This is a genomic window from Streptomyces sp. CNT360 (assembly GCF_000424785.1).
The window spans coordinates 517069-541809 of sequence record NZ_AUKO01000004.1 but is presented as its reverse complement, the minus strand read 5'-3'; the positions used below and the strand labels follow the sequence as shown (position 1 = coordinate 541809).

24 protein-coding genes are annotated in these 24741 nt (G+C 73.9%); 16 read left to right on the top strand and 8 right to left on the bottom strand.

The annotated features are described in order from the left end of the window. The first annotated feature begins 45 nt into the window (after positions 1-45). The gene (locus H297_RS0112640) at positions 46-684 is read left to right on the top strand and encodes a TetR/AcrR family transcriptional regulator (RefSeq protein WP_078513987.1); all 639 of its coding nucleotides are present in this window, start codon (positions 46-48) and stop codon (positions 682-684) included. 46 nt (positions 685-730) lie between these two features. Further along, complete coding sequence (locus H297_RS0112635; RefSeq protein WP_027737347.1) at positions 731-1699, top strand: NADPH:quinone oxidoreductase family protein; 969 nt, start codon at positions 731-733, stop codon at positions 1697-1699. Positions 1700-1808: 109 nt separating this feature from the next. Here the strand turns inward: H297_RS0112635 and H297_RS0112630 are convergent, their stop codons facing one another. Further along, on the bottom strand, positions 1809-3464 hold the full coding sequence (locus H297_RS0112630) for an FAD-binding dehydrogenase (RefSeq protein ID WP_027737346.1): 1656 nt from the start codon (positions 3462-3464) through the stop codon (positions 1809-1811). 119 nt (positions 3465-3583) lie between these two features. Here H297_RS0112630 and H297_RS0112625 point away from each other — a divergent pair, with 119 nt between their 5' ends. From H297_RS0112625 to H297_RS43720, 5 genes are all read left to right on the top strand, one after another. Beyond that, positions 3584-4123 (top strand): NUDIX domain-containing protein, encoded by a 540-nt coding sequence (locus tag H297_RS0112625; protein WP_027737345.1) that lies wholly within the window; start codon positions 3584-3586, stop codon positions 4121-4123. 56 nt (positions 4124-4179) lie between these two features. Beyond that, a complete protein-coding gene (locus H297_RS0112620) occupies positions 4180-4578 on the top strand; it encodes a DUF202 domain-containing protein (RefSeq protein ID WP_027737344.1) in 399 nt (132 codons plus the stop codon). Further along, a complete protein-coding gene (locus tag H297_RS0112615; protein WP_486589491.1) occupies positions 4575-4937 on the top strand; it encodes a DUF202 domain-containing protein in 363 nt (120 codons plus the stop codon). The genes H297_RS0112620 and H297_RS0112615 overlap by 4 nt, the downstream gene beginning before the upstream one ends. 59 nt (positions 4938-4996) lie before the next feature. Then, positions 4997-5482: a gluconokinase gene (locus tag H297_RS0112610; protein ID WP_037793979.1), complete on the top strand. Its 486-nt coding sequence runs from the start codon at positions 4997-4999 to the stop codon at positions 5480-5482. Between the two features lie 151 nt (positions 5483-5633). Further along, positions 5634-5783 (top strand): hypothetical protein, encoded by a 150-nt coding sequence (locus H297_RS43720; protein ID WP_199787185.1) that lies wholly within the window; start codon positions 5634-5636, stop codon positions 5781-5783. Between the two features lie 6 nt (positions 5784-5789). On the opposite strand, the gene H297_RS43715 is transcribed toward H297_RS43720, so the two are convergent. Beyond that, on the bottom strand, positions 5790-6746 hold the full coding sequence (locus H297_RS43715) for a hypothetical protein (protein WP_199787184.1): 957 nt from the start codon (positions 6744-6746) through the stop codon (positions 5790-5792). Between the two features lie 169 nt (positions 6747-6915). On the opposite strand from H297_RS43715, the gene H297_RS0112595 reads away from it, so the two are divergent. From H297_RS0112595 to H297_RS36045, 4 genes are all read left to right on the top strand, one after another. Next, a complete protein-coding gene (locus tag H297_RS0112595) occupies positions 6916-7938 on the top strand; it encodes a phosphotransferase family protein (protein WP_027737340.1) in 1023 nt (340 codons plus the stop codon). Between the two features lie 8 nt (positions 7939-7946). After that, positions 7947-9179 carry an acyl-CoA dehydrogenase family protein gene (locus H297_RS0112590; protein WP_027737339.1) on the top strand — a complete coding sequence of 411 codons (1233 nt, stop codon included), beginning with the start codon at positions 7947-7949 and terminating at the stop codon, positions 9177-9179. A 129-nt stretch (positions 9180-9308) separates the two neighbouring features. Then, entirely contained in the window at positions 9309-10238 is a 930-nt protein-coding gene (locus H297_RS0112585; protein ID WP_027737338.1) for a hypothetical protein, read from the top strand. 124 nt (positions 10239-10362) lie between these two features. Then, positions 10363-11946 carry an APC family permease gene (locus H297_RS36045; protein WP_051351774.1) on the top strand — a complete coding sequence of 528 codons (1584 nt, stop codon included), beginning with the start codon at positions 10363-10365 and terminating at the stop codon, positions 11944-11946. 55 nt (positions 11947-12001) lie between these two features. On the opposite strand, the gene H297_RS0112575 is transcribed toward H297_RS36045, so the two are convergent. From H297_RS0112575 to H297_RS36040, 4 genes are all read right to left on the bottom strand, one after another. Next, a complete protein-coding gene (locus tag H297_RS0112575) occupies positions 12002-14350 on the bottom strand; it encodes a glycosyl hydrolase family 65 domain-containing protein (protein WP_027737337.1) in 2349 nt (782 codons plus the stop codon). After that, positions 14347-15117 (bottom strand): beta-phosphoglucomutase family hydrolase, encoded by a 771-nt coding sequence (locus H297_RS0112570; protein WP_027737336.1) that lies wholly within the window; start codon positions 15115-15117, stop codon positions 14347-14349. Before H297_RS0112570 ends, H297_RS0112575 begins: the two co-directional genes overlap by 4 nt. Positions 15118-15205: 88 nt before the next feature. Further along, complete coding sequence (locus H297_RS0112565; protein ID WP_027737335.1) at positions 15206-16972, bottom strand: GAF domain-containing sensor histidine kinase; 1767 nt, start codon at positions 16970-16972, stop codon at positions 15206-15208. 63 nt (positions 16973-17035) lie between these two features. Continuing rightward, positions 17036-18487 carry an MFS transporter gene (locus H297_RS36040; protein ID WP_078513941.1) on the bottom strand — a complete coding sequence of 484 codons (1452 nt, stop codon included), beginning with the start codon at positions 18485-18487 and terminating at the stop codon, positions 17036-17038. Between the two features lie 174 nt (positions 18488-18661). On the opposite strand from H297_RS36040, the gene H297_RS0112555 reads away from it, so the two are divergent. Beyond that, the gene (locus H297_RS0112555; RefSeq protein ID WP_051351773.1) at positions 18662-19411 is read left to right on the top strand and encodes a response regulator transcription factor; all 750 of its coding nucleotides are present in this window, start codon (positions 18662-18664) and stop codon (positions 19409-19411) included. A gap of 25 nt (positions 19412-19436) precedes the next feature. On the opposite strand, the gene H297_RS0112550 is transcribed toward H297_RS0112555, so the two are convergent. Continuing rightward, positions 19437-19814, bottom strand: coding sequence for an RNA-binding S4 domain-containing protein (locus tag H297_RS0112550; protein ID WP_027737333.1), 378 nt, complete (start codon positions 19812-19814; stop codon positions 19437-19439). A 102-nt stretch (positions 19815-19916) separates the two neighbouring features. On the opposite strand from H297_RS0112550, the gene H297_RS0112545 reads away from it, so the two are divergent. Beyond that, positions 19917-21788, top strand: a complete 1872-nt coding sequence (locus H297_RS0112545; protein WP_027737332.1) for a PP2C family protein-serine/threonine phosphatase — start codon at positions 19917-19919, stop codon at positions 21786-21788. Positions 21789-21867: 79 nt separating this feature from the next. Here the strand turns inward: H297_RS0112545 and H297_RS44210 are convergent, their stop codons facing one another. Beyond that, positions 21868-22446, bottom strand: coding sequence for a gas vesicle protein GvpO (locus tag H297_RS44210; RefSeq protein ID WP_486589490.1), 579 nt, complete (start codon positions 22444-22446; stop codon positions 21868-21870). Positions 22447-22942: 496 nt separating this feature from the next. Here H297_RS44210 and H297_RS43710 point away from each other — a divergent pair, with 496 nt between their 5' ends. From H297_RS43710 to H297_RS0112525, 3 genes are all read left to right on the top strand, one after another. Further along, positions 22943-23401, top strand: a complete 459-nt coding sequence (locus H297_RS43710) for a hypothetical protein (RefSeq protein WP_027737330.1) — start codon at positions 22943-22945, stop codon at positions 23399-23401. A 150-nt stretch (positions 23402-23551) separates the two neighbouring features. Beyond that, positions 23552-23965, top strand: coding sequence for a gas vesicle structural protein GvpA (locus tag H297_RS0112530; protein ID WP_027737329.1), 414 nt, complete (start codon positions 23552-23554; stop codon positions 23963-23965). Then, on the top strand, positions 23962-24735 hold the full coding sequence (locus H297_RS0112525) for a GvpL/GvpF family gas vesicle protein (RefSeq protein ID WP_027737328.1): 774 nt from the start codon (positions 23962-23964) through the stop codon (positions 24733-24735). Before H297_RS0112530 ends, H297_RS0112525 begins: the two co-directional genes overlap by 4 nt. Positions 24736-24741 lie beyond the last annotated feature (6 nt).

The window sequence follows — 24741 nt, the reverse complement described above, 5'->3', positions numbered from 1 at the left end:
GTCCGCGCAGCCGCATGGACGACGAGGGAGAGGCAGGTGACGGCCATGGCGACCAGGGCCGGTACGGCGGTGCGGAGCGGCGCGGCGGCGCGCCCGGACGACGGGACCGCGGGCCCCGCGCCTGTGCCGCAGCGCCTGATGGCGGCCGCCACCCGTCTCTTCGCGGAGCAGGGGTACGACCGCACCTCCGTGCAGGAGATCGTGGAGGCGGCGGGCGTCACCAAGGGCGCCCTCTACCACTACTTCGGCTCCAAGGACGACCTGCTGCACGAGATCTACGGCCGCCTGCTGCGGCTCCAGCAGGAACGGCTCGATCTGCTCGCCGAGCGCGAGGCCCCCGTCGAGGTACGGCTGCGGGAGGCCGCGGCGGACGTGGTGGTCACCACCATCGAGAACCTCGACGACGCCATGATCTTCTTCCGCTCCATGCACCAGCTCGCGCCCGAGAAGCACAAGCAGGTACGCGCGGAGCGGCGCCGCTACCACGAGAGGTTCCGCGCCCTGATCGAGGAGGGCCAGCGGGCCGGGGTGTTCGGCGACGCCACCCCCGCCGATCTCGTCGTGGACTACCACTTCGGTTCCGTGCACCATCTCAGCAGCTGGTACCGCCCCGGCGGGCGGCTGACCCCGCAGCAGGTCGCCGACCACCTGGCCGATCTGCTGCTGCGAGCCCTGCGGCCCTGACCGGCGGGCTGCCGACGCCCGCCTTCCGTCGACGAGAGGAAAGCCCGTGCGAGCCTGGCGCGTCCACACCAACGGCGAACCCCGTGAGGTGATGCGGCTGGAGGAGATACCCGACCCGGAACCGGAAGCCGGCCAGCTGCTGGTGCGGGTGCGGGCCGCCGACATCAACTATCCGGACGCCCTGCTGTGCCGCGGCGAGTACCAGGTCCGCCCGCCCCTGCCGTTCACCCCCGGCGTCGAGCTGTGCGGCGAGATCCTCGGCGGGCCGCGCGCGGGCGAGCGGGTTCTCGGCCAGCCCGTGCTGCCCGGCGGCGCCCTGGGCGAGCTCGCCGTCATCGCTGAGGAGAGCGCCAGGACCGCCCCTGCGGGGCTGGACGACGCCGAGGCCGCGGCCTTGCACATCGCCTACCAGACCGGATGGTTCGGGCTGCACCGCCGTGCCCGCCTGCAGCAGGGCGAGACCCTGCTGGTGCACGCCGCGGCCGGCGGCGTCGGCAGCGCCGCCGTGCAGCTGGGCAAGGCCGCCGGGGCGCGGGTGCTGGGTGTCGTCGGCGGCGCGGCGAAGGCCGAGGTCGCCCGCGCTCTGGGCTGCGACCTCGTCGTCGACCGGCGCGCCGACGACGTCGTCACCGCCGTCAAGGAGGCCACCGGCGGCAAGGGCGCCGATGTGGTCTACGACCCGGTGGGCGGCGACGCCTACGCGGCGTCCGCCAAGTGCGTGGCCTTCGAGGGCCGCATCGTGGTCGTCGGCTTCGCCAGCGGCGCCGTCCCCACCCCAGGACTCAACCACGCCCTGGTGAAGAACTACTCCATCCTCGGCCTCCACTGGGGCCTGTACGCCCAGCGCGACCCGGCCTCCGTCGACCACTGCCACACCGAGCTGACACGCCTCGCGGGAGAGGGGCTGATCAAGCCGCTGGTGAGCGAGCGCGTGGGACTGGAGGGCGCGGCCGACGCGGTCCAGCGCGTCTTCGACGGGGTGACCACGGGCCGCGTGGTGGTGCAGCCCGCCTGACGCCCGCCTGGGCGCCCGCCCGGCGGGCCCGCGGCGCCCGCGCCGCCTCCGCCGGGCGGGCGCCCCTGGGCACCGCTTCGAGCCGCCCTCAGCTCACCGCTCGCCGCCCTCAGCTCACCGCCCGGGCCGCGGCCCGCCCGGCCGTACGGCCCGAGAAGAGGCAGCCGCCGAGGAAGGTGCCCTCCAGGGAGCGGTAGCCGTGGACACCGCCGCCACCGAAACCGGCGGCCTCTCCCGCGGCGTAGACACCGGGGAGGGGGTCGCCGCCTGCGGTCAGCACCCGGGAGGACAGGTCGGTCTCCAGGCCGCCCAGGCTCTTGCGCGTGAGGATGTTGAGGCGGACGGCGACCATCGGTCCCGCCGCGGGATCCAGCAGGCGGTGCGGGGCCGCGACGCGGATGAGGCGGTCGCCCAGGTAGCGGCGGGCGCCGTGGATCGCGGTCACCTGGAGGTCCTTGGTGAACGGGTTGCGGATCTCGCGGTCCCGGGCGGTGACCTCGCGGCGGAGCGCCTCGGCGTCGATGAGTCCGTCGCCGGTCACCTCGTTCATGCGGCGCGCCAGGGTGTCCAGGTCGCGTTCGACGACGAAGTCCGCGCCGTGCTCCATGAAGGCGCGCACCGGCCCCGGGGGGCCCGGGCGGACGCGGCCGAGGGTGTCGCGTACGGACCGCCCCGTCAGATCCGGGTTCTGCTCCGACCCGGAGAGGGTGAACTCCTTCTCGATGATCTTCTGGCTGAGGACGAACCAGGTGTAGCCGTACCCGGTGCGCATGATGTGTTCGAGCGTGCCGAGGGTGTCGAAGCCGGGGAAGAGGGGGACGGGCAGCCGCCTGCCGGTGGCGTCCAGCCACAGGGAGGAGGGCCCGGGCAGGATGCGGATGCCGTGCCGGGCCCAGATGGGGTTCCAGTTCTCGATGCCCTCGGTGTAGTGCCACATCCGGTCGCGGTTGACGATCCGCCCGCCTGCCCGTTCGGTGACGCCGAGCATGAGGCCGTCCACGTGGGCCGGCACCCCGCAGAGCATCTTCTCCGGCGGAGTACCCAGTCGCTCCGGCCAGTTGGCGCGGACCAGGTCGTGGTTGCCGCCGATGCCGCCGGAGGTGACGATCACGGCCTGGGCCCGCAGCGAGAAGGTCCCGGCGGTCTCGCGGCTGCTGGCGGTACCGCGCGGCGCGGGGCTGGGCACCAGCACCTCGCCGGTCACGGTGTCGACGGCGCCGCCGGTCCGCTCCAGCCCCGTCACGCGGTGCCGGAAGCGCAGCTCGACCAGGCCGCGCGCGACCCCGGCCCGCACCCGCCGCTCGAACGGTTCGACGAGGCCGGGCCCGGTGCCCCAGGTGATGTGGAAGCGCGGCACCGAGTTGCCGTGGCCGCCCGCGTCGTAGCCGCCGCGTTCGGCCCACCCGACGACGGGGAAGATCTTCAATCCCTGGGAGCGCAGCCAGGCCCGCTTCTCGCCGGACGCGAAGTCGACGTACGCCTCGGCCCACCGCCGCGGCCAGTGGTCCTCGGGCCGGTCGAAGCCGGCGGTGCCCTGCCAGTCCTGCCAGGCCAGCTCGCGGCTGTCCTTGATGCGCATGCGGCGCTGCTCGGGGGAGTCCACGAAGAACAGGCCGCCGAAGGACCAGTGCGCCTGCCCGCCCAGCGCCTGTTCGGGCTCCTGGTCGAGGAGGATGACGCGCCGCCCGGCGTCGGCGAGTTCGGCCGTCGCGGCGAGACCCGCGAGCCCGGCTCCGACCACGATGACATCGGCGTCGTACGCCATGCTCCCACCCTTTCCGTGCCGCCCGTCCAGCTCTGGTGACCGGAGAGTAACCTTTGGCCCTCGCCACGGACACCCCCTCCCGTCGCCGGCGGGCGGCGCCGCGGTGTTTGGATGGCCGCATGACTCAGGGCGGTACGGCGGAGCAGGGGCGCTCGGCGGACGAGCTGCTGGACATCGTGGACGAGCAGGACCGGGTGGTCGGCCAGCGGCTGCGCGGGGACGTCTATGCCGAGCGGCTGCGGCACCGCAGCACCGCCGTCCGGGTGCGCGACGCCCGGGGGCGCGTCTTCGTGCACCGCCGTACCCCCACCAAGCTGATCTTTCCCGGCATGTACGACGTGGTCGTCGGGGGCGTCGTCGGGGCGGGTGAGGACTACGACGCCGCGGCGCTCCGCGAGGCCGAGGAGGAACTGGGCGTCAGCGGACTGCCGAGGCCCGAGCGGCGGCTGAAGTTCCTCTTCGAGACGCAGGAGCACCTCTGGTTCCTGACGGTGTACGACGTGGTGTGCACGCTGCCCGTGCGGCCCCAGCCCGAGGAGGTGGAGTGGTGGGACTTCCTCGCGGAGGACGAGCTGGCCCGCCGGCTCGCCCGGTGGGAGGCGGACGGCCTGGTGGTGCCCGACGGGCTGGAGTGCTACCGGCGGCTCGCGGCCCGGTGACGGACGGCGGGTGTCCCCGCGGCAGAGAGCCGCAGGTCACCGCGTACGGTTGAGCCATGCGCGACCGGATCTCGGCGACTGCCCGGCTGTGGTTCGCCCCCCAGCGGCTCAGGGACGAGGGCACCACGCCCGACTACCGCTTCTCGCTCGCCAACGAGCGCACCTTCCTCGCCTGGATCCGCACCGCCCTCGCCCTGGTCGCGGGCGGCATCGCCGTCGACCAGTTCCTCACCGAACTGCGCTGGGGCGTGCGCACGACGGTGGCGATCGTGCTGCTGGCGGGCGCCGCGCTGTGTGCCTTCCGCGCCGTGAACCACTGGGTGCGCTGCGAGCGTGCGATGCGCCGCGGTGAGGACCTGCCCGCCTCCCGCTTCCCGGTGCTGCTGGCCATGGGGACGGCGGCCGCGGCGGTGCTGGTGATCGCCGTCGTGGTTCTCGGCATGGCGGGCACGTGACGTCGCAGCGGGCCGACGGGGGCGGTGCGGCCGACGGGGCCGCCGCGGCCGGCGAGGGGCGGGTGACCCGCGATCCGGGCGTCCAGCCCGAGCGCACCCGGCTGGCCTGGCGCCGTACGACGCTCAGCTTCGTCGTCTCCGTCGGACTGGCGGTCCGGGTCGCCGCGGAGCAGCAGTCGGGCACGGCGGTGGCGGCTGCCGGAATCGGGGCACTCGCCTGGCTCGGGATGCTGCTGCTCGCGCACCACCGGATCGTCCTGCTCTCCCGTACCGGACCCCGGCCCATGGATGCCGTCCAGGTCATGGGGGCGCTGGTGTGTGTGCTGGTGCTGATCGTGGTGGGAGGGATGCTCCTGTGAACGCGCGCAAGAGCCCGCAGGCGCCGGGCGGGGGCCCGCCCGAGCCGCTGGTCGTCGTGATGGGGGTGTCCGGGTCCGGCAAGACCACCGTGGGGGAGTGGCTGGCGGAGCAGCTCGGGGTGCCGTTCGCCGACGCCGACGCCTTCCACCCGGAGCGCAACATCGCCAAGATGTCGGCCGGCATCCCGCTGGACGACGAGGACCGGGCGCCGTGGCTGGAGGCGATGGCCGACTGGCTCGCCCGGCACCGGGAGGGCGGCGCCGTCCTGGTGTGCTCCGCGCTCAAGCACCGCTACCGTGACCGCCTCCGGCAGGCCTCCGAGGACCTTTTCTTCCTCCACCTGGAGGGCTCCTACGAGCTGATCGACGCGCGGATGGCCCGGCGCACGGGCCACTTCATGCCGCCGAGCCTGCTGCGGTCCCAGTTCGAGGCGCTGGAGGGGCTGGGGCCGGACGAGCGGGGCAGGGCGCTGTCGGTGGCGGGCACGCCGCAGGAGACCCGGGCCGAGGCGCGGGCGGTGCTGGAGCGTGCCGGGGTGTGCTGAGGTGTGACGGGGGCCCCGTACGCCTCGATCGTGACACCATGCGTCCCATCCGTCACCCCTGACCCGTTGGTGTCCCGCTCGGTGTGCGTTACGCCGCTTTCCGCCCGAAGTCCGGTGACAGGTGCGCCGATCGCGCCCTAGCCTTCGTGCCATGCCCATGGGTGACAACGAGCCGCTGTTCGTACGCGACGAGCGCTCCAGGAACGGCTACGTCCTCAACCACCGCAACCCCTCCGGACTCGCCCTGATCGTCGTTCTCGCGGTCGGCGTCCTGATCCTCGCCGCGGTCGCGCTCTACTGACCTGCCCTACCGGCGCCCCGCGCCGTGGCCGCGCAGCTCGGACGCGAGGGCGCGGACCTCGCGCCGGGCGAAGGCCGGGTCCGCCGCCATGGCGCGGACCACCTCGTCCCGTACGTCACGGTCCCTGCCCCGGGCCACCAGGGCCCTGGCCTCCGCGAGGGCCGCCGGCAGATCGCCGTGCCGGGGGGCCTCGGCGGCGTCCTGGTCGAACCAGCGGCGCGGCGGGAAGGAGGGGCCCAGCTTCGGCTGCTGGTTGCCGAACCAGCTCCACGCCTCCCAGTCCAGCGAGACGTTCACCACGTGCCCGGCAGGCAGGGTGCGGACCCATTCCCGCGAGCCGGGTGACTGCTGCCAGCGCCAGTGGTGAGGGCTCGTCCGGCCCCGGTTCGTCACCCCGGTGAAGCGCAGCACCCGGCGGACGACCGGCCACGGTTCGCGGCTCTCGGCGATCCACAGGTCCAGTTCCGAGAAGAGAGTGTCGAATGTCGCCCCGCTGTGCACGACGTCGACCAGCGCCACCGGGCGCGAACGGCGGGCCAGCGCGGCCGGGGAGAGCCCGGCGGCGGCCAGGTGCCCGCGCAGCCGGCGCCGTGCGGCGGCGTCGGCGCAGTAGGGCGCCGAGAGCGGCAGCCGCCGCAGCGCGGGCGTCGCCGGGCGGTGCGCGGCGTGCTCGAAGGCGCCGGTCAGCAGGTCGTGCATGCTGTCCAGGGAGCGCCCGACGAAGACCAGGTCGGCAGCGGCGGAGCGGGCCAGTATCTTGCCCGTGCAGCTGATCAGTTGCGGCAGGTACCACAGGTCGGCCGGTTCGGCGCCGTCGGCCAGCGTGCCCACCTGGTCCGGGCCCCCGTCGGGCCGGGCAGCGAGAGCCCACCGGTACGGTGCGGGCGGTGCGCCGCCCGGACTCCCGGCGTGCCGCGCGGGGGCGGGCAACGGAGTGGCGGCCGCGGTGCGTTGACGGCTCATACGGTCCAGTCCAGCACCGCCCCGGTTCCCCGTCACCCGGTTTTCCGCCGCCGCGGCCGGCGAAGGGCCCGGGAGGCGCGATCTTCGTCACCACCTCCGGACCGCCTCTGGACTCCATACCGACTAGTCGGCATGATCGGATGCGACCGCAGCCGAAGGAGCGCGCACGATGAGCGAACAGAATCCGCCCGGTCTCGATCTGGCGCGGCTGGCCGCGCACCTGGAGCGCGAGTGCCCCGGGCTGGTGCGGGGCCCGTTGAGTGCCGAGGTCGTCCAGGGGGGCCGCTCGAACCTCACCTACCGGGTCACCGACGGGGTCGACCGCTGGGTGGTGCGCCGCCCGCCGCTCGGGCACGTGCTGGCCACGGCGCACGACATGACGCGTGAGCACCGCGTCATCAGCGCACTGCGCCACACCCCCGTGCCGGTACCGGGCACCGTGCTGCTGTGCGAGGACCCGGACGTGCTCGGGGCGCCCTTCTACGTCATGGAGTACGTCGAGGGCACCCCGTACCGCACCGCCGAACAGCTCGCCCCGCTCGGCCCGGAACGCACCCGCGAGGTCGTCCTGGCGCTGCCCGAGACGCTGGTGGCGCTGCACGCGGTGGACCCCCAGGAGGTGGGCCTGGGCGACTTCGGGCGGCCCGAGGGGTTCCTGGAGCGGCAACTGCGCCGCTGGGGCAAGCAGTTGGAGGCGTCCCGCAGCCGCGAGCTGGCGGGGATCGACGAGTTGCACGGCGCGCTGGGCGGGACGCTGCCGGCCTCGCCCGCGCCGACGGTCGTGCACGGCGACTTCCGCCTCGACAACGTCCTGGTCGGCGCGGACGACCGGGTGGCGGCGGTGCTCGACTGGGAGATGTCCACCCTGGGCGACCCGCTGACCGACCTGGGTCTGCTGGCGATGTACAGCGAACGCCAGGACGTGCCCGACTCGCCGGTCAGCACCACCAGCGGCGCCCCCGGGCATCCCGCGGCCGACGAGCTGATCGAGCGCTACGCCGCGCTGTCGGGCCGCGACGTGAGCCGCGTCAACTGGTACACGGCGTTCGCCTACTTCAAGCTCGCCGTGATCCTGGAGGGCATCCACTACCGCTTCACGCTCGGCCGGACCGTCGGTGCCGGGTTCGACCGGATCGGGGAGCTCGTACCGGTCTTCATCGACAACGGACTCACCACACTGCGGAAGGGCTGAGGCAGCACATGGACTTCGCATACGACGCGCGTACGCAGGAGCTGCGCGAGCGGCTGAACGCGTTCATGGACGAGCACGTGTTCCCCGCCGAGCGGGTGGCCGGCGGGCAGCGGGCGGCGCTGGACTCGCCCTGGCAGACCCCGCCGGTGGTCGAGGAGCTCAAGGCCACGGCGCGGCGGCTGGGCCTGTGGAACCTGTTCTTCGTGGACGAGCACAGCTCACCGGACGAGCAGTACGGTGCGGGCCTCACCAACCTGCAGTACGCGCCGCTGGCCGAGATCACCGGGCGCAGCCCGCAGCTCGCACCGACCGCGCTGAACTGCGCCGCGCCCGACACCGGCAACATGGAACTGCTGGCGCAGTTCGCCTCGGCCGGGCAGCGCAAGCGGTGGCTGGAGCCGCTGCTGGCGGGCGAGATCCGCTCCGCGTTCGCCATGACCGAGCCCGAGGTGGCCTCCTCCGACGCCACCAACATCGCCACCCGCATCCGGCGGGAGGGCGACGATTACGTCGTCACCGGCCGCAAGTGGTACATCTCCGGCGCCATGAATCCGGACTGCAAGGTCTTCATCGTGATGGGCAAGACCGACCCGGACGGCGAGGACGTGCGCCGCCAGCAGTCCATGGTGCTGGTCCCGCGTGACACCCCGGGGGTCGAGGTGCGCCGCGCCATGACGGTGTACGGCTACGAGGACCACTACCACGGCGGCCACGCGGAGGTCCTCTTCCACGACGTCCGCGTCCCGGCCGGCCATCTGATCGGCGAGGAGGGCGGCGGCTTCGCCATCGCGCAGGCCCGCCTGGGCCCGGGCCGTATCCACCACTGCATGCGGCTGATCGGCATGGCCGAGCGCGCCGTCGAGCTGATGTGCCGGCGGGCGGTGGACCGTACCGCCTTCGGCAAGCCGCTGGCACGGCAGGGTGTGGTCCACGAGTGGATCGCCGACGCGCGGGTGCAGATCGAGCAGTTGCGGCTGCTGGTGCTCAAGACGGCCTGGCTGATGGACACCGTCGGCAACCGCGGCGCCCACACCGAGATCCAGGCCATCAAGATCGCCACCCCGCGCGCGGTGGTGCGGATCATCGACGACGCGGTGCAACTGCACGGAGCCGGCGGCGTCTCGCAGGACTTCCCGCTGGCCGAACTGTGGGCCGCGGCCCGTACCCTGCGGCTGGCCGACGGCCCCGACGAGGTGCACCAGCGGTCGCTGGCGCGGCGGGAGCTGAAGCGCTACGCCTGACGGCCCCGCCCGCCTGGGGAGCCAGCGAGCCTCCGCCCGCTCGTGATCGATCGGATGCCGATTCGGAACATGCGTGTGCGGAGGCTGACTTGACGTGATCGCCCGGCTCCGGTTGGGTGATCGGCGACCATGACTCCTCCACCACCCCCACTTGCTTTTCGCCGCTCACCCGACGGCAGACGGCCCGACCCCGCGCTGGACGACACCTCGTTGCGCGCCGCCCGCGACGCCTTCACCCAAGGCCACTGGAGCGAGGTGCGCGGCCTCCTGCTGGAGACCGGCCGCGACTGGGACCTGCGCGGTCACCGCATCGTCTGCCTCGCCACGACGCCCGCCGCCGAGGCGTGGGCCCGCGAATGGCAGCTGACCGAACCCGGCAGCCAGGACGCCGCCACCCTGCTCGCCTGCTCCATGGCGATGCGGGCGGCCGGCGGCAAGGGGGACGCCAACGCGGCCCGCGCGGCTCTGGACGCCGTCGCCCGCGCGGATCCCGCGGACCCCACGCCGTGGCTGGCCCTGTTGCTGCTGTTCCGCAGGACGGCCACTCCGCAGGACTGCCACCTCCCGTTCGGCGAGGTTTACGCGCGTCACCCCGAACACCACCACGCGCACCACCTGATGGTCGCGGCGCTGGCCGAACTGGGTACGGAAGTCTACGACTTCGCCTCACAGGTGGCGGAGCGTGCCCCCGCGGACTCGCCGCTCGCCCTGCTGCCCGTCGTCGCGCACGCCGAGCGGTTCCGTGTGCTGGCGGCGCAGGGAGCCGTGCCGCCCGACCCCACGGCCGCCGGGCACTGGGACGGCCGTCACCCGCAGCGCATCGTCAAGGCCGGCTTCAACTGGTGGCTGGAGTGGGGCGCGGAGGACCGCAGCCCGCGCCGGCTCATCGACCTCAACCACCTGGCGTACGCGAAGTTCCACGAGGGCCGCATGGCCGAGGCCGCCGCGCTCTTCCAGCGCATCGGCCCCCACCCGACGCGCGAACCGTGGTCCTTCTCCGGCCGGGACGCCCACAAGGCGTTCCGCGCCGCTCACCGCGCCGCCCTGGGAGCCGCCTGAGCCCCACCGCGGCCTGCCCCGCCCCGCAGCCTCGCGCCCCCAAGCCCGCACCCCCTGAACCGCCTGAACCGCCCACCCTCGGCATCCGAGCGCACCACCGGCCACCTGGGAAGGAACCTTCGCCATGCTCACGGACAGCCAGCACAGCGGCAGCAGTCCACAGATCAGTACCTACCGGGGCCAGGACCAGGCGTCCTTGCGCGCGGGACGGCTGGGCACGACGGGGCTGCTGCTGTCCGTCCTGGCCGCGACGGCACCGCTGATGACCGTCGCCGGCGTGATGGCCACCACCTACGCCGTGATGGGCGTCGTCGGCCTGCCGCTCCTCTTCGTCATCCTCGGCGTGATCATGGCACTGTTCGGCATCGGGTACGCCGAGATGAGCCGCCACGTGCACAACGCGGGCGCCTTCTACGCCTACATCGCCCGCGGCCTGGGCGGGCTCGCCGGGGCGGGCGCCTCCTATGTGGCGCTCATCGCCTACAGCGCCCTCCAGGTCGGCGTCTACGGCATCTTCGGCTTCGAGGTCGCCGGACTGCTGGACAAGTTCTTCGACATGAGCGTCGCCTGGTGGATCCCGGCGCTGGTGGCCCTCCTGGTGACCGGGGTGCTCGGCGCCCTGAAGGTCGACCTGAACGCCAAGGTCGTGGGCGTCGTACTGATCTGCGAGGTGCTGCTGGTCCTGGTCATCGACGTCGCCTACGCGGCCGACCCCGGACCGCAGGGCCTCTCGCTGCACGCCTTCGACCCGGGCACGCTGACCGGCGCCGGGCTGGGCACCGCGCTCTGCTTCACCGTCGCCGCCTTCCTCGGTTTCGAGCAGGCCCCCGTCTACGCGGAGGAGACCGACCGGCCGCAGACCGTGGTGCGCCGCGTGATGTTCCTGGCCGTCGGCATCATCGCCGTCTTCTACGCGCTGACCGCCTGGCTCATCAGCGTCGCCACCGGCCCCGACGGCGTGGTGGCCGCAGCCCGCGAGCAGAGCTCGGGGCTCATCTTCACGCTCGCCGAGCCCCGCCTGGGGGCCGTCTTCACCGACGTGCTGCACGTCTTCTTCGTCACCGGCGCCTTCGGCTGCATGCTCGCCTTCCACAACGTCGTCGCCCGCTACGCCTTCGCCATGGGCCGGGAAGGGCTGCTGCCGCGCGCCGTGGGCCGCGCCTCCGCCGGCACCGGGGCGCCCGCCCTCGGCTCGCTGCTCCAGACGCTGGTGTCCGTCGTGGTCGTGGCCGCGTTCGTCGCCGCGGACGACAAGCCGCACGGCGACCCGACCGCTCCGGTCCTCCACCTGTTCACCTGGATGGGCAACGTCGGCGCGCTGGGCGTCATCCTGCTGATGACCGTCACCTCGCTCTCCGTCATCGTCTTCTTCGCACGGCGCGGCAGCGCCGGGGCGCAGGCGGGACGGCTGGTGTGCTCGGCACTGGCCGCCGTCGGGCTGGGCTTCGTCTTCGTCTACGCCGTCAAGGACTTCGACGTCCTGGTCGGCGCCGCATCCGGCTCCGCGCTCGGCTGGGTGCTGCCCGCCGTCATCGGTGCCGCCGCCCTCGTCGGCCTGACCGTGGGCCTGGTCCTGCGCGCCCGCGAACCCCGCGCCTTCGCCCGCATCGGGCAGGGCAACGAGGCCTTCCGGCTGGACCAGGCCGCCGACGCGGCGACCGGGCCGCTCCCGGGCGCCGACACCGCGTCGGCGCCCCGCAGTTCGTAGGGTCGCGGGGCGCCGGCCGGCAACAGCTCCTTCCGCAGCCGCCCCGGCCCGGTGCTCAGTGGCGCCGGGCCGGGCGGCGGCCCTTCGGCTGCTCGGGCTCCGGGTGGGGCCGGTGGCGGTGCAGCGGGCGGGTCTGCGGGGCGTCGCCGCCAAGAGTGAACGGTTCACCGCAGTGCAGCAGTTGCAGCGGCTCCCCGTCCAGCAGCGTGTACGTCACCCCGGAGCTCTCGATCGCCACCCGCAGCCGGCGCCCCAGCATCTGCACCGTGAAGGAGATCCGGCGCAACTGCTCGGGCAGGGTGGGGGAGAAGTCGAGCGTGCCGTCCCGGTGGCGCATGCCGCCGAACCCGGCCACCAGAGCGATCCAGGTTCCGGCGAGCGAGGCGATGTGCAGCCCGTCACGGGTGTTGTTCTCCAGGTCCTCCAGGTCCATCAGCGCGGCCTCGCCCGTGTAGTCGTAGGCCAGCTGGAGGTGGCCGACCTCGGCGGCCATCACGGCCTGGCAGCAGGCGGACAGCGAGGAGTCCCGGACCGTCATCTGCTCGTAGTAGGCGAAGTTGCGTTCCTTCTGCTCCTCGGAGAAGGCGTCGCCCCGCTTGTACATGGCCAGCACCAGGTCGGCCTGCTTGATGACCTGCTTGCGGTAGAGGTCGAAGTAGGGGAAGTGCAGCATCAGCGGGTACTGGTCGGGGCGGGTCGCGCCGAAGTCCCACATCTGGTGCCCGGTGAATCCGGCCGACTGCTCGTGGACGCCCAGCGCCTCGTCGAACGGTATGGCCACCGCGTCCGCCGCGTCCCGCCAGGCGGCGGCCTCCTCGTCGTCCACCCCGAGGGCCGCCGCCCGGTCGCCGTACCGCTCCACGACGTCGGCGGCGGCACGCAGGTTCGACTGGGCCATCAGGTTGGTGTACAGGTTGTCGTCCGCCACGGCGCTGTACTCGTCCGGGCCGGTCACCCCGTCGAAGTGGAAGGTGCCGTGGTGGTCGTGGTGGCCCAGCGAGTGCCACAGCCGGGCTGTCTCGACGAGGATCTCCACGCCGGTCTCCCGCTCGAACTCGGTGTCACCGGTCGCGGCCACGTACCGTTCCACGGCCTCCGCGATGTCCGCGTTGACGTGGAAGGCCGCCGTCCCCGCCGGCCAGTACGCCGAGCACTCGGAGCCGTCGATGGTGCGCCAGGGGAACGCCGCCCCGCGCAGCCCGAGCTGCCGCGCCCGGTCCCGGGCCGCGGGCAGCGTCTCATGGCGCCACCTCAGTGCCTCGGCGACCGCGGAGGGGGAGGTGTAGGTGAGGACCGGCAGCACGAACGTCTCGCCGTCCCAGAAGGTGTGCCCGTCGTAGCCGGAACCGGTCAGCCCCTTGGAGGGGATGGCGCGCTTCTCGGCGCGGGCCCCGGCCTGCAGGACGTGGAAGAGCGCGAAGCGCACCGCCTGTTGGATCTCCGCGTCCCCGTCGACCTCCACGTCGGCACGCGCCCAGAAGTCGTCGAGGTAGGCGCGCTGCTGCTCCACCAGCCCGTGCCAGCCCTTGGCGCGGGCGCCGGCCAGCGCCGCGTCGACCTGGTCGCGTACGGCGGGCAGCGACCGCGCCCCCGACCAGCCGTAGGAGACCAGCTTCTCCACCCGCAGCGGTGTGCCCGGCGTCAGCTCCGCGGTGACCGTGAGCCGGGCGACGTTGTCCCCGCTCTCGCATGCGGTACTGGTGCCGTCGGCGCCGTGCACCACGTGGTCCGCGGCCGCCCCGACCCGCAGCCCGCTGCTGCCGGTCCGGTGCACCAGGCGCAGCCGCATGTCCTCGGCGAAGTGCTCCTCGGGGGTGAGCACGTCCTTGAGGGCCGCGGCCACCCGCGGGTCGCCGCCGCTCTTGGAAGGGAGCTGCTCGTTGGCCACGAGCTCCGACTGGACGACGACGCGGACGTCGGAGTCCAGCGGCTCCACCTCGTAGGCGACCGCGGCGATGGCCCGCTGGGTGAAGGAGACCAGCCGGGTCGAGGTGACCCGTACGGTGCAGCCGGCCGGGGAGGTCCACTCGCAGACCCGGCGCAGCAGGCCCGTCCGCAGGTCGAGGGTCCGCTCGTGGGAGCGCAGCTTGCCGTAGCGCACGTCGAAGGGTTCGTCGTTGACGAGCAGCCGCATCACCTTGCCGTTGGTGACGTCGATGACCGTCTGGCCGGACTCGGGGTAGCCGTAGCCGGCCTCCGCGTAGGGCAGCGGGTGCAGCTCGTGGACCCCGTTGAGGTAGGAGCCGGGCAGGCCGTGCGGCTCGCCCTCGTCGAGGTTGCCGCGCCAGCCGATGTGGCCGTTGGAGAGGGCGAAGACCGACTCGCTCTGCGGCAGGATGTCCAGGCGGAGCTCGTTCTCGTGCAGCGTCCAGGGCTGCACGGCGAAACAGGTGTGGCTGATCACCTGGCGTCCCCCGTTCCGGCCGCGCCCTGGCGGGTTTCCAACAGCTCCGCCAGGTCGTCCACGACGGTGTCGGCCCCGTGCGCGCGCAGCTCGGCCGCCTGGCCCGTGCGGTCGACACCGACGACGTGTCCGAAGTGCGCCGCGCGGCCCGCGTCCATCCCGGCCAGGGCGTCCTCGAAGACCGCCGCGGCGCCCGGTTCGACCGCCAGGTCGTGGGCGGCGGCCAGGAAGGTGTCCGGGTGGGGCTTGCCGGGCAGGCGGCGCTCGCGGGCGACGATCCCGTCGATCCGTACGTCGAACCGGTCCTCGATGCCGACGGCGGCGAGGACGTCCCGGCAGTTGGCGCTGGAGGAGACCACCGCGGTGCGCAGCCCCGCCGCGCGCACCGCCTGCAGGTAGCGCAGCGAGCCGTCGTAGGCCTCCACGCCGTCCGTGCGGATCTTCTCCAGCAGCAGGTCGTTCTTGCGGGTGCCCAGCCCGTTCACGGTCTCGCTCTCGGGCGGGTCGTCCGGCGTCCCCTCCGGCAGCTCGATCTCACGTGCGGCGAGGAAGGTGCGCACGCCGTCGGCGCGGGGGCGCCCGTCCACGTAGGCGTCGTAGTCCGCCACCGGGTCGAACGGCCGGAAGCCGGGCCCGTCGCGGCCGCGCAGATAGGCGTCGAACATCTCCTTCCACGCGGCGGCGTGCACGACGGCGGTCCGGGTGAGAACCCCGTCGAGATCGAACAGGCATGCGCGGATGCCGTCGGGCAGACCGAGCTTCGTCATGCGTGCCGGGTCCCCTGACCAGCGGGCGGGCATGCCTGCCGGTGTCCTTTGCCGCCCGGCTGGGCGCCCCGCGCCGCGCCCGGCCGGTCTACTCCGGCTCGCGCGGCAGGGGCACCTCCCACACCAGGCGGGTGCCGGACCCGGAGGCGGGCCCGTCCGTCACCGTCAGCGTGCCGCCCAGCAGTTCGGCCCGCGAGCGCATGTTGGCCAGCCCCCCGGTGCGGGGCCGCGCCCCGATGCCGGCCCCGTCGTCGGTGACGGTCAGCGACAGGGCCGTCCCCACGGACAGCGCCACGTCGACATGGCGGGCCCGCGCGTGCCGCACGATGTTGCTGAGGGCCTCGGCCAGCACCGCCCGCACATGGTCGGCCGCCTCCACCGGCACGCTGGTGTCGACGGGGCCCTCCATCCGCAGCGCCGGCAGGAAACCGAGTTGGTCGGCGGCGTCGCTGACGGCCCTGGCCAGGGTTCTGCGCAGGTTGGTGCGGGTCTCCTCCGGCGGCCCCTCCCCGGAGGTGCGCAGCGCGAAGATGGTGGAGCGGATGATCTTGATGGTCTCGTCCAGGTCGTCCACGGCGCGGTTCACCCGCTCGGCCGCCTCGGGGCGGTCGATGAGCCGGCCCGCGCTCTGCAACGTCATCCCCGTCGCGAACAGCCGCTGGATGGCCAGGTCGTGCAGGTCCCGCGCGATCCGGTCCCTCTCGTGCAACAGGGCGAGCTGCTCGGACTCGGCGCGGTGCTGCGCCAGTTCCAGCGCGAGCGCCGCCTGCGCCGCGAAGTCCTTGAGCAGCTCCACCTCCGTCTCGTCGAACGGCGCGCGCCCCGTCAGCCGGCTGAGCCGCAGTGCGCCGGGCGCGTGCTTCTGGGCCAGCAGCGGTACGGCCACCACCGGGCCGTGCGCCTCCGCCTCGTCGGCCGGGGAGAAGCGGGTGCGCGGGTCCTCGGCGATGTCCGCCGTGACCGCCGACTCCCCGGTGCGGGCGGCCAGCCCGGACAGCGTCTCGTCGTAGGGCACCACCACCCCGCTCTCCTTCTCGGCGAGCGCGCCGACCGCCACCACGACCCGCAGCCCGCCGGTTCCGTCGCCGTGCCCGGGGTCGGGCAGCAGGACGCACGCCGAGTCGGACTGGGAGACGTCCAGGGCGTGCCAGGCGATCAACCGCAGGACCTCGCTGGAGGACGCGCCGCTCAGCAGCAGCCTGGTGATCTCGCCCAGCGCCTCCTGCCACTGCCCGCGCCGGCGGCTCTCGGCGTACAGCCGCGCGTTGTCGACGGCCACCCCGGCGGCCACGGCCAGTGTGGTGACGACCGCCTCGTCGTCCGCGTCGAAGTCCGCGCTGCCCCGCTTCTCGGTCAGGTAGAGGTTTCCGAAGACCTCGTCCCGCACCCGCACCGGCACGCCCAGGAACGTGCGCATCGGCGGGTGGTGCGCGGGGAAGCCGTGGCGGGCCGGGTGCGCGGTCAGGTCCGACAGCCGCAGCGGCTCCGGCGTGCGGATCAGCTCGCCCAGCACCCCGTGCCCGGACGGCAGCGGTCCGATCCGCGCCGCCTCCTCCTCGTCGATCCCCACCGGCAGGAACGACGTCAGCCGCTGTCCCGCGCCGATGACCCCCAGCGCGCCGTACCGCGCGTTGGTCAGCGCCACGGCCGCCTCGACGATGCGGCGCAGCACCTGCGCCAGGTCCAGCTCCCGGCCCACGCTCAGCACGGCCTCCAGCAGGCTGTGCATCCGGTCCTGGGTGGTCCGGGCGGCGTCCAGCCGCGCCTGGAGCTCGTCCAGCAGTTCGTCCAGCCGGAAGTGGGGTAACCGGCCTCGGCCCGGGTGGTGCTCTTCCGCTCCGGCAGTCTCCGCCATGCGCACCTCCGTACGACATCCGACAGCCGGGCCCCCTGCGGCCCTCCCTGCGAAGACGGCAGTCTACGATCCGGCCGGCCGCGGGTCGCCGGTCGTTCCGCCCCCGGTGCCCGCGCCCTCCCCACGGCTCGCACCGGTACCGTTCGTCGCCGCGCCGGGCACGCCCCCAGGCACCGCTCCGTCCGCTCCGTCGGCTCCGTCAGCGGTACAGCGCTGCCGCCCGACACGGGAGTCCGAGGCCGCCCGCACCCGGTCCATCCGGCGCCACTCGGGCCGCAGCCCCGCCAGGTTGGTCGTCAGGAAGTACGCCGCTCCGCCCGCGGCCAGCACCGGGACGAGCCCGAAGGACGCCACGGCGGCACCGGCGAGCAGGCCGCCCAGCGGGATGCCCGCCCAGGCCAGCGAGTCGCCCAGGGCGTTGACCCGGCCCCGCAGAGGGGCGGGCACCCGTTCGAAGTTGACGGCCCCCAGTATCGGGTTGAGGAAGCCCGCGCCGAACCCGCTGAGGGCGAACGTGGCCGTGACCGCCCACAGCGGGACGTCGACGGTCAGGATCAGGAACCGCGGGGCGCCTGCGAGCAGGAAGCCGGCGAAGAACACCGGGCGGCGCCTCATCCGGTGCCCGACGGCCGCCGCGACGAGACTCCCGGCGACCGCCGCGATCCCCAGCGAACTGTCGGCCAGCCCCATCGCCCCGGGGCCGCCTTCGGACTCCCGCGCCCAGACCGGCAGCAGCAGCGAGTTGAGCGCCGCGTCCAGCAGGTTGGTCGCGCCCACCGTCACGATGACGGTCAGCAGCAGCGGGTCGCCGCGCAGGAAGCGGAAGCCCTCGCCCATCCGGCGCCAGTAGCCGTCCCCCGCCGGTGCCGGTGCCCGTGCCGGTGGGGCGTCCGGCTCCCCGCGTCCGGAGGCGGCGTGCGCGGGGCGGCGCGGCAGGACCAGCACGACGATCAGCGAACCGGACGTGAAGCAGGCCGCGATGGCGAGCAGCGCCGTGGGCGCGCCGAGCAGCGCCACCACCGCGCCGCCGGCCGCGGGGCCGGCCGTGGAGGCGAGCCGCTCCGTCACCCCGGACAGATCCGCGGCGCGCTCCAGCGGGATCCGGCCGCGGGCCGCCGCCTCCGGGACCATGACCTCCTTGGACAGATCGCCCGGTCCGCGGGCCGCGCCGACCACCGCGACCAGGAGCAGCAGCAGCGGGAAGGACAGCACGTCCATCAGGTGCAGCACCGGGACGGCCGCCACCGCCACCGCGCTGGTCACATCGGTGACCCAGGAGACCGTGCGCGGCCCCATCCGGTCGACCAGCGGCCCCATGAAGGCCTTGACCAGCACGTACGGCGCCATCTCGCAGAGCGAGACCAGCCCCGTCCGTGCGGTGCTGCCCGTGGTGACCAGCACGAACCAGGGGAGCGCGACGGCCGAGATGCGGGTCCCGGTCAAGGAGGCCGCCATCGCCGCGAGTACGCCCGCCAGCGGACGGACGCTCCTGCTCCGCCGGGGGTGCTGCGCCATGGGCCACCACCCTGCGGGGCGTGGCGCCGTGCGCCCGCGCCCAGGAACGGCCCCGCGCGCGGCCCGCGGGGCCGGAGCCACCCGCGCCGGGGCCGGCCGCGGCGGGTGCCGAACGGCCCCTACTCACCCGGCCGGTCATGCCCCAGGCTGGGGGCGTTCCGACGAGGAGGTCCAGTGCCGGGTTCCGACAACCTGGGCGAGGCGCCCGCCCGCCCCGCCGCCCCCGTCCGCGTGTTCCTGCTCGACGACCACGAGGTGGTCAGGCGCGGACTGCGGGACCTGCTGGAGGCGGAAGCCGACCTGACCGTCGTCGGTGAGGCCGGCGACGCCGAGGAGGCCCTGGCCCGGGTCCCCGCGCTGCGCCCCGACGTCGCCGTACTGGACGTCCGGCTCGGCAGCGGGAAGGAGGGCGCCACCGACGGGACGGCAGCCGTGACGCGGGACAGCGACCACGGAGGCGTGGAGGTCTGCCGCGAACTGCGGACCCGCATGCCGGAGCTGGCCTGTGTGATGCTCACCTCGTTCGACGACGACGAGGCCCTGTTCGACGCCGTCATGGCGGGCGCCGCAGGGTACGTGCTCAAGCAGATCAAGGGCGCCGACCTGGTCGACGCGATCCGCACGGTGGCCGCCGGGGTCTCGCTGATCACGCCCCGGACGCGGTCCCGGATCACCGAGCGTGCCCAGGAGCGGGCCGGGGAGGGCCCGGCCCTCCCCGCCGAGCTGGCCCGGCTCACCCCGCGGGAGCGGGAGGTGCTGGCCCTGGTGGGGGAGGGGCTGACCAACCGGCAGATCGGTGAACGGCTCTTCCTCGCCGAGAAGACCGTCAAGAACCGCATCTCGGCGATCCTCGGCAAGCTCGGTGTGGGGCGGCGCGTGCAGGCCGCCGTGCTCGCCGAGCGGCTGCGGGACGGCACCGGCTGACGGCTGCCGGAGGGCGCCGGCCGCCTCAGCGGTCTCCGCGCAGCCGGTCCAGTTCGCGGCGGTCCCGCTTGGTGGGGCGGCCGGCGCCCCGGTCGCGGCGGGGAACCAGGGGAGCCTCCACCGCGGGAGGCGGCGGCGGGCTGTTGTCGACGTAGGCCTCCGCGGCGACAGGGGCGCCGACCCGCTTCTTGAGCAGCTGCTTGACGACCACGATGCGCTCCCGGCCCGCGTGGCGCACCCGTACCTCGTCGCCCACCTTCACGGGGTGCGCGGCCTTCACCCGCTCGCCGTTGACCTTGACGTGACCGCCGCGCGCCGCCGTCGCCGCCTGGGACCGCGTCTTGGTCAGCCGTACCGACCAGATCCAGCTGTCGATCCGCACCGGGCCCTCGTTCGCCGTCATGGGCCCGACTCTAGGGCAGCGGGGCCCGCGAGCGCCCCGGTCGGCGGTACCGTCCCGCTCCCACCCGGCGGAGCCGTCCGGCGCAGCGGACAATGCGGTCATATGGACGCCTCCGCTGACGGTCCCGGCCGGTCTCCCGGACCCGACCCGACCACCGGTGCGGACCGGCCCGCCCGAGCCGGCCCGTGGGATGCCGAGGAGGCGCTGCGTGCGCTGAACCACGCGGCGCTGCGCGCCACCGCGCACGCGCGGCACCGGGCCCGCGTCCGGGTCGCCGAAAGCGGCCCGCGCGACGACACGGCGGCCCCGGGCGGACACGGTCCCGCCGACGGCCCGCTGGCCTACGAAGGGGCGGAGACGGCGCCGCCCAGCGACGTTGCGGTACTCCCCGGGCTGCCCTCCTGGGTGCCCGCCGTGCTCGGCGTCCTGCGGGGCAGCTCGACCGTGCTGCGTCCGGACCGCGGCCCCGACGGCACGGTGCGGGACTTCGTCGTCGTCGGCGCCAACCACTTCGAGCTGAGCGGTCTGGAGCGCGGCTCCTACGACTTCCTCGGGCAACCGCTGTCCAGGACGCGGCCGGGCATCCGCAGCAGCGGCATCTACGACATCTACCGCGCCGCACTGGAACACGGCGGCCCTGTCTCGACCGACGCCGTCGACTATCTCGACGTCATCGACGGGGTCCTGCACCGGGCCCGGCTGCGCGGCACGGTCACCGTCCTGCCGGACGAGGGGCTGCTGCTGACCAACTGGGAGCCGGTCGGTGAGGCCCGGCTCAGCCGCCGGATCCAGCAGCGCGGCCACATGGGGTGGGCCGAGTGGGACCTGGTGACCGGCCGGATCCGCTGGTCGCAGGGGCTACGGCAGCTCCTGGGCCTGTCCGCGCCGCTGCCGGAGGGCGCCGGCGCGGCCGAGGACGTCCTCGGCTCGCGGAACCCGGCCGGGGTGATGACCACGGCCAAGGACCTGGTGTCCGACCTCTTCACGGTCGGTCGTCTGGTCGATGCCGCGGACCTGCCCGCGTTCGTCGCCGACATGCGGACCCTGCTCGGCGGCGGCGAGGTCACCGACCGCGAGATCACCGTCCATGCACGGGGGGAGGACCGCCGCGTGCGGTGGGTCGGTCACGCCTACCCCGAAGGCACCGCGGAGCCCGAATCGGTCGTCTTCGCCGCCCGGAACATCACCGACGAGGAGGACCGGGTCCGCAGCGCCGAGAGAGACGCCGACCGGCTCCGCAGGGAAGCCGCCGCCGAGCGGCGGGTCTCCGAGACGTTCCGCAGGGCGCTCGTCCCGCCGCTGGAGGCGCTCAAACCCGACTGGATCGCGGTCAGCGCCGCCTACATGCCCTCGGACTCGGGCGTGGGCGGGGACTGGTACAAGTGCCGTGAGCTCCTCGACGGCCGGGTGCTGCTGGCCATCGGTGACGCTTCCGGGCACGGGGTGCAGGCCGCCAGCCGGGCCGTGCAGCAGCGCTCCGCGCTGGCGGGTCTGGCCTACACGGGCGGCGACGCCGCGCAACTCGTGTGGGCGCTGGGCGAGGTCGTCTACAACGACTACTACGGAAATCTGGACACCACCGCGACCTGCGTGGCCGGTCACCTGTTCCCCCACGCCCGCACCTTCCGCTGGGCCAGCGCGGGGCATCCCGCGCCGATCCTGGTCAGGAACGGCGAACCGCGGCTGCTGGAGGGCGAGCAGGGCATGATGCTGGGCGTGCTGCCCGACGCGCAGTACCGGACCAACACGGCGCGGCTGCGCCCCGGGGATCTGCTGGTCCTCTACACGGACGGCGTCATCGAGCGCCGCGGCAGCGACCTGGACACCGGCGCCGAGGCCCTGCTGGACGCGGTCCGCGAGGGGATGGCGCGGGGCGGCGACCTGTCCGAGACGGCGGCGGACCGGCTGGCCGCCGCGCTGCTGGGCGAGGGCACGGAGGACGACGCGACGATCCTCGCCGTGCAGGTGTGGTGACCGGCGGAGCCGACGGCACACCCCGGGCGCCCGGGGTGGTCTGCGCAGGGCCGGTGTGCGGCCGGTGCCCACCGCCGTCTCACCGCGGGTCGGCCTTGCCCCGCTCGTAGCGGCGCAGCCGGCGGTAGCCGGTCAGCTCGCCGTCGGCGTCCAGCGTCATCTCGTACGAGCCGAGCATGCTGACGCTGTCGGGGATCCTGCGCAGCTCGACGACCTCCAGGTGGAGAGTCCAGCCGCCGTCGTCCCCGCGGGAGACCGAGGAGACCGTTTCGGCCTCCAGCCCGGTCAGCTCCTCGATGGCCTCCCGTGCCGAGCGCAGCACCTGAGCGGTGCTGGGCGCCTTGGCCTCCACGGTGTGCTTCCTCTCCGCCGTATCCTGCCGGGTCTGCTCGGGCACGTCCTGCTCCGGCGCTGCCGGCTGTGCCCCGGCCGTCTCACGCCCGCCGCCCGGCTGCTGCCCGGACTCCTCGTGCGCGGGTGCCGCCTGCTGTCCCGGACCCGCTCTCCTGCTCGGGGCCGCCTGCCCGCCGCCGGAGGCCGCTTTCCTGCCACTGGCCGTCCGCTTCGGGGCCGACCTGCCCTCCGTGGTCTTCCTCGTGCTCTTGGCCGTCCTCTTCGCGGGCTTCCCCGCGGCGGTCCCGTCCGTCTCGTCACTCATGCCTGGCTCTCCTCCCTCCCCGGCCGTGCGGGGCATGTCGGCGAGCCGTGCGGGTGCCCACTGTGCGCGGAGTGAACCGGAGCGGACCGGGTACGGGTGAGGGACCGGACGCACCGGTACGGCGGAGCCGGGCGGCCCCGTCCGGTCCTGGCCGCGGGTCAGTCCTCCCCGCGGAAGATGTGGGACTCCGGATCGCGGTCGCCGGACGGAGCCCGCGGTCCGTAACCCATCGGACCGTCCGGACGGTGCGTCGCACGGGGGAGAACGGCGGGCGCGTGACGCTGCTCTCTCACGTCCCTCTCGTGCCTGTTGCCCTGCTTTCGCTGCACCTGTGATCACCTCCATAGTCGACGCACTGACGGGTCCCCACACCGTGTCGGGCAAAACGGCGCCTACGACAACTACGGCGACCATGCCGACTACGGCAGCTACAGCAACAACGGCGACAACGGCGACAACGGCGACAACGGGGACGCCATCGGACCAAGGAGACGGCATGGCGCACCGCCCGGATGTACTCGAACTGCTCACAGACGCCCACGCGGAGACAGAACGCCTGGTCACCGCCTACGAAGCGACCCGTGACCCGGAGCGCCGCTCCGCCCTCGCGCAGGAGCTGGCCGCGGATCTGGAGCGGCGCGCGCTGGCGGAGGAGAAGGAGCTGGACCCGGTGGTGCGGCGAACGCTGCCCGCGGGGGAGGCGGTGGCCGCCGCCGCCGTGGAGCGCCGGGCCGCCACCGCGGCGGCGCTCGCGCGGCTGGCCGCGCTGGACCCGGACTCGCCCGCCGCCGACCGCGCGGCCGGCGCGGTGCTGGAACAGGTCCGCGAGGCGGCCCGGGACGAGGAGGAGCAGGTCCACCTGCCGCTGCGGGAGCGGCTCGGCTCCCGCGAGCGCCGCCGGGTGGGGACCGCGCTGGCCCGCCGGCTGGCCCGCGGCGGACACCGTTTGGTTTGACCTTTGGCCCAAGGGCTACCCGGTGCGGCACCGCGGTCCCGCCGCGGCTCCCAAGAACCTTCCGGGTCCGTGAACACACCGACCCGACGCGGCAGTTGGCCGCGAATCAAGCCAGCATGCGACGCCAAGAAACGAAGGAGGCTCCGCCTCATGACTGTCGCTCCGGCACAAGCGCAAGGCGGCGGCACCGGCAACCTCTACGACGTACTGGAACTTGTCCTCGACCGAGGGCTGGTGATCGACGCGTTCGTGCGGGTTTCGCTCGTCGGAATCGAGATCCTCAAGATCGACGTCCGCGTGGTCGTCGCGAGTGTCGACACCTATCTGAAGTTCGCCGAGGCCTGCAACCGGCTCGACCTGGAGGCCGGCCCGCGCAAGGACCCGGGGCTTCCGGACCTGGTCGGCGAGATGACCGAGTCCGGCGCCAAGGGCAAGACGAAAGGAGCGCTGAGCGGCGCGGCACAGACCGTCTCCGACGCGTTCCAGCAGGCGCGGGACGAGTCCCAGCAGGAGAGCAGCGGTAACCGGCGGCGCACGCCGGCGCGCAGGAAGGAGGAACAGTGAGCACCTACGTCTACGGCATCGCGCGGACGCCGGCCCCGAGCCTCCCCGACGACCTGACCGGCGTGGGCGACCCGCCGCACCCCGTCCGCGTGATCGAGCGGGACGGCCTGGTGGCACTGGTCAGTGACGCGCCCGACGATCTGCGGCCCAAGCGCCGGGAACTGCTCGCCCACCAGCAGGTGCTGGCGCAGGCCAGCGCGGAGCGGTCGGTGCTGCCGATGCGGTTCGGCAGCCTCTCCGAGGACGACGGCACCGTCGGTGACGTCCTGGTGGAGCGCGCCGAGCACTTCTCGGAGCGGCTCGACGCGCTGGAGGGCAAGGCCGAGTACAACGTGAAGGCCAGCCACGACGAGGAGGCCGTGCTCCACATCGTCATGGCGGAACAGCCCGAACTCCGTGCGGAGAGCGAGGCCAACCGGGCGGCGGGCGGCGGGAGCTACGACCAGAAGCTCCAGCTCGGCGAGAAGGTCGCACACGCCGTGCAGGCCCGCGAGGGAGACGACGCCGCACTGGTGCGGCGCGCCCTCGAACCGCTGGCCGCCGAGCTCAGCACCGGCCCCGAGAGCGGCGGCTGGCTGGCCAACTTCTCCGTCCTGATCGCACGGGAGCAGGCCGAGGAGCTGCTCGCGGCACTGGAGGAGCTCCAGACCGCCGCGCCTCAGCTCGACCTGAAGGTCAACGGCCCCCTGCCGCCCTACAGCTTCGTCGAGAAGACCGACGCCTCGGCCGACCCCGCCGACAGCGCGGGGACCGCGCCCGCGGTCGGCTGACGGAGG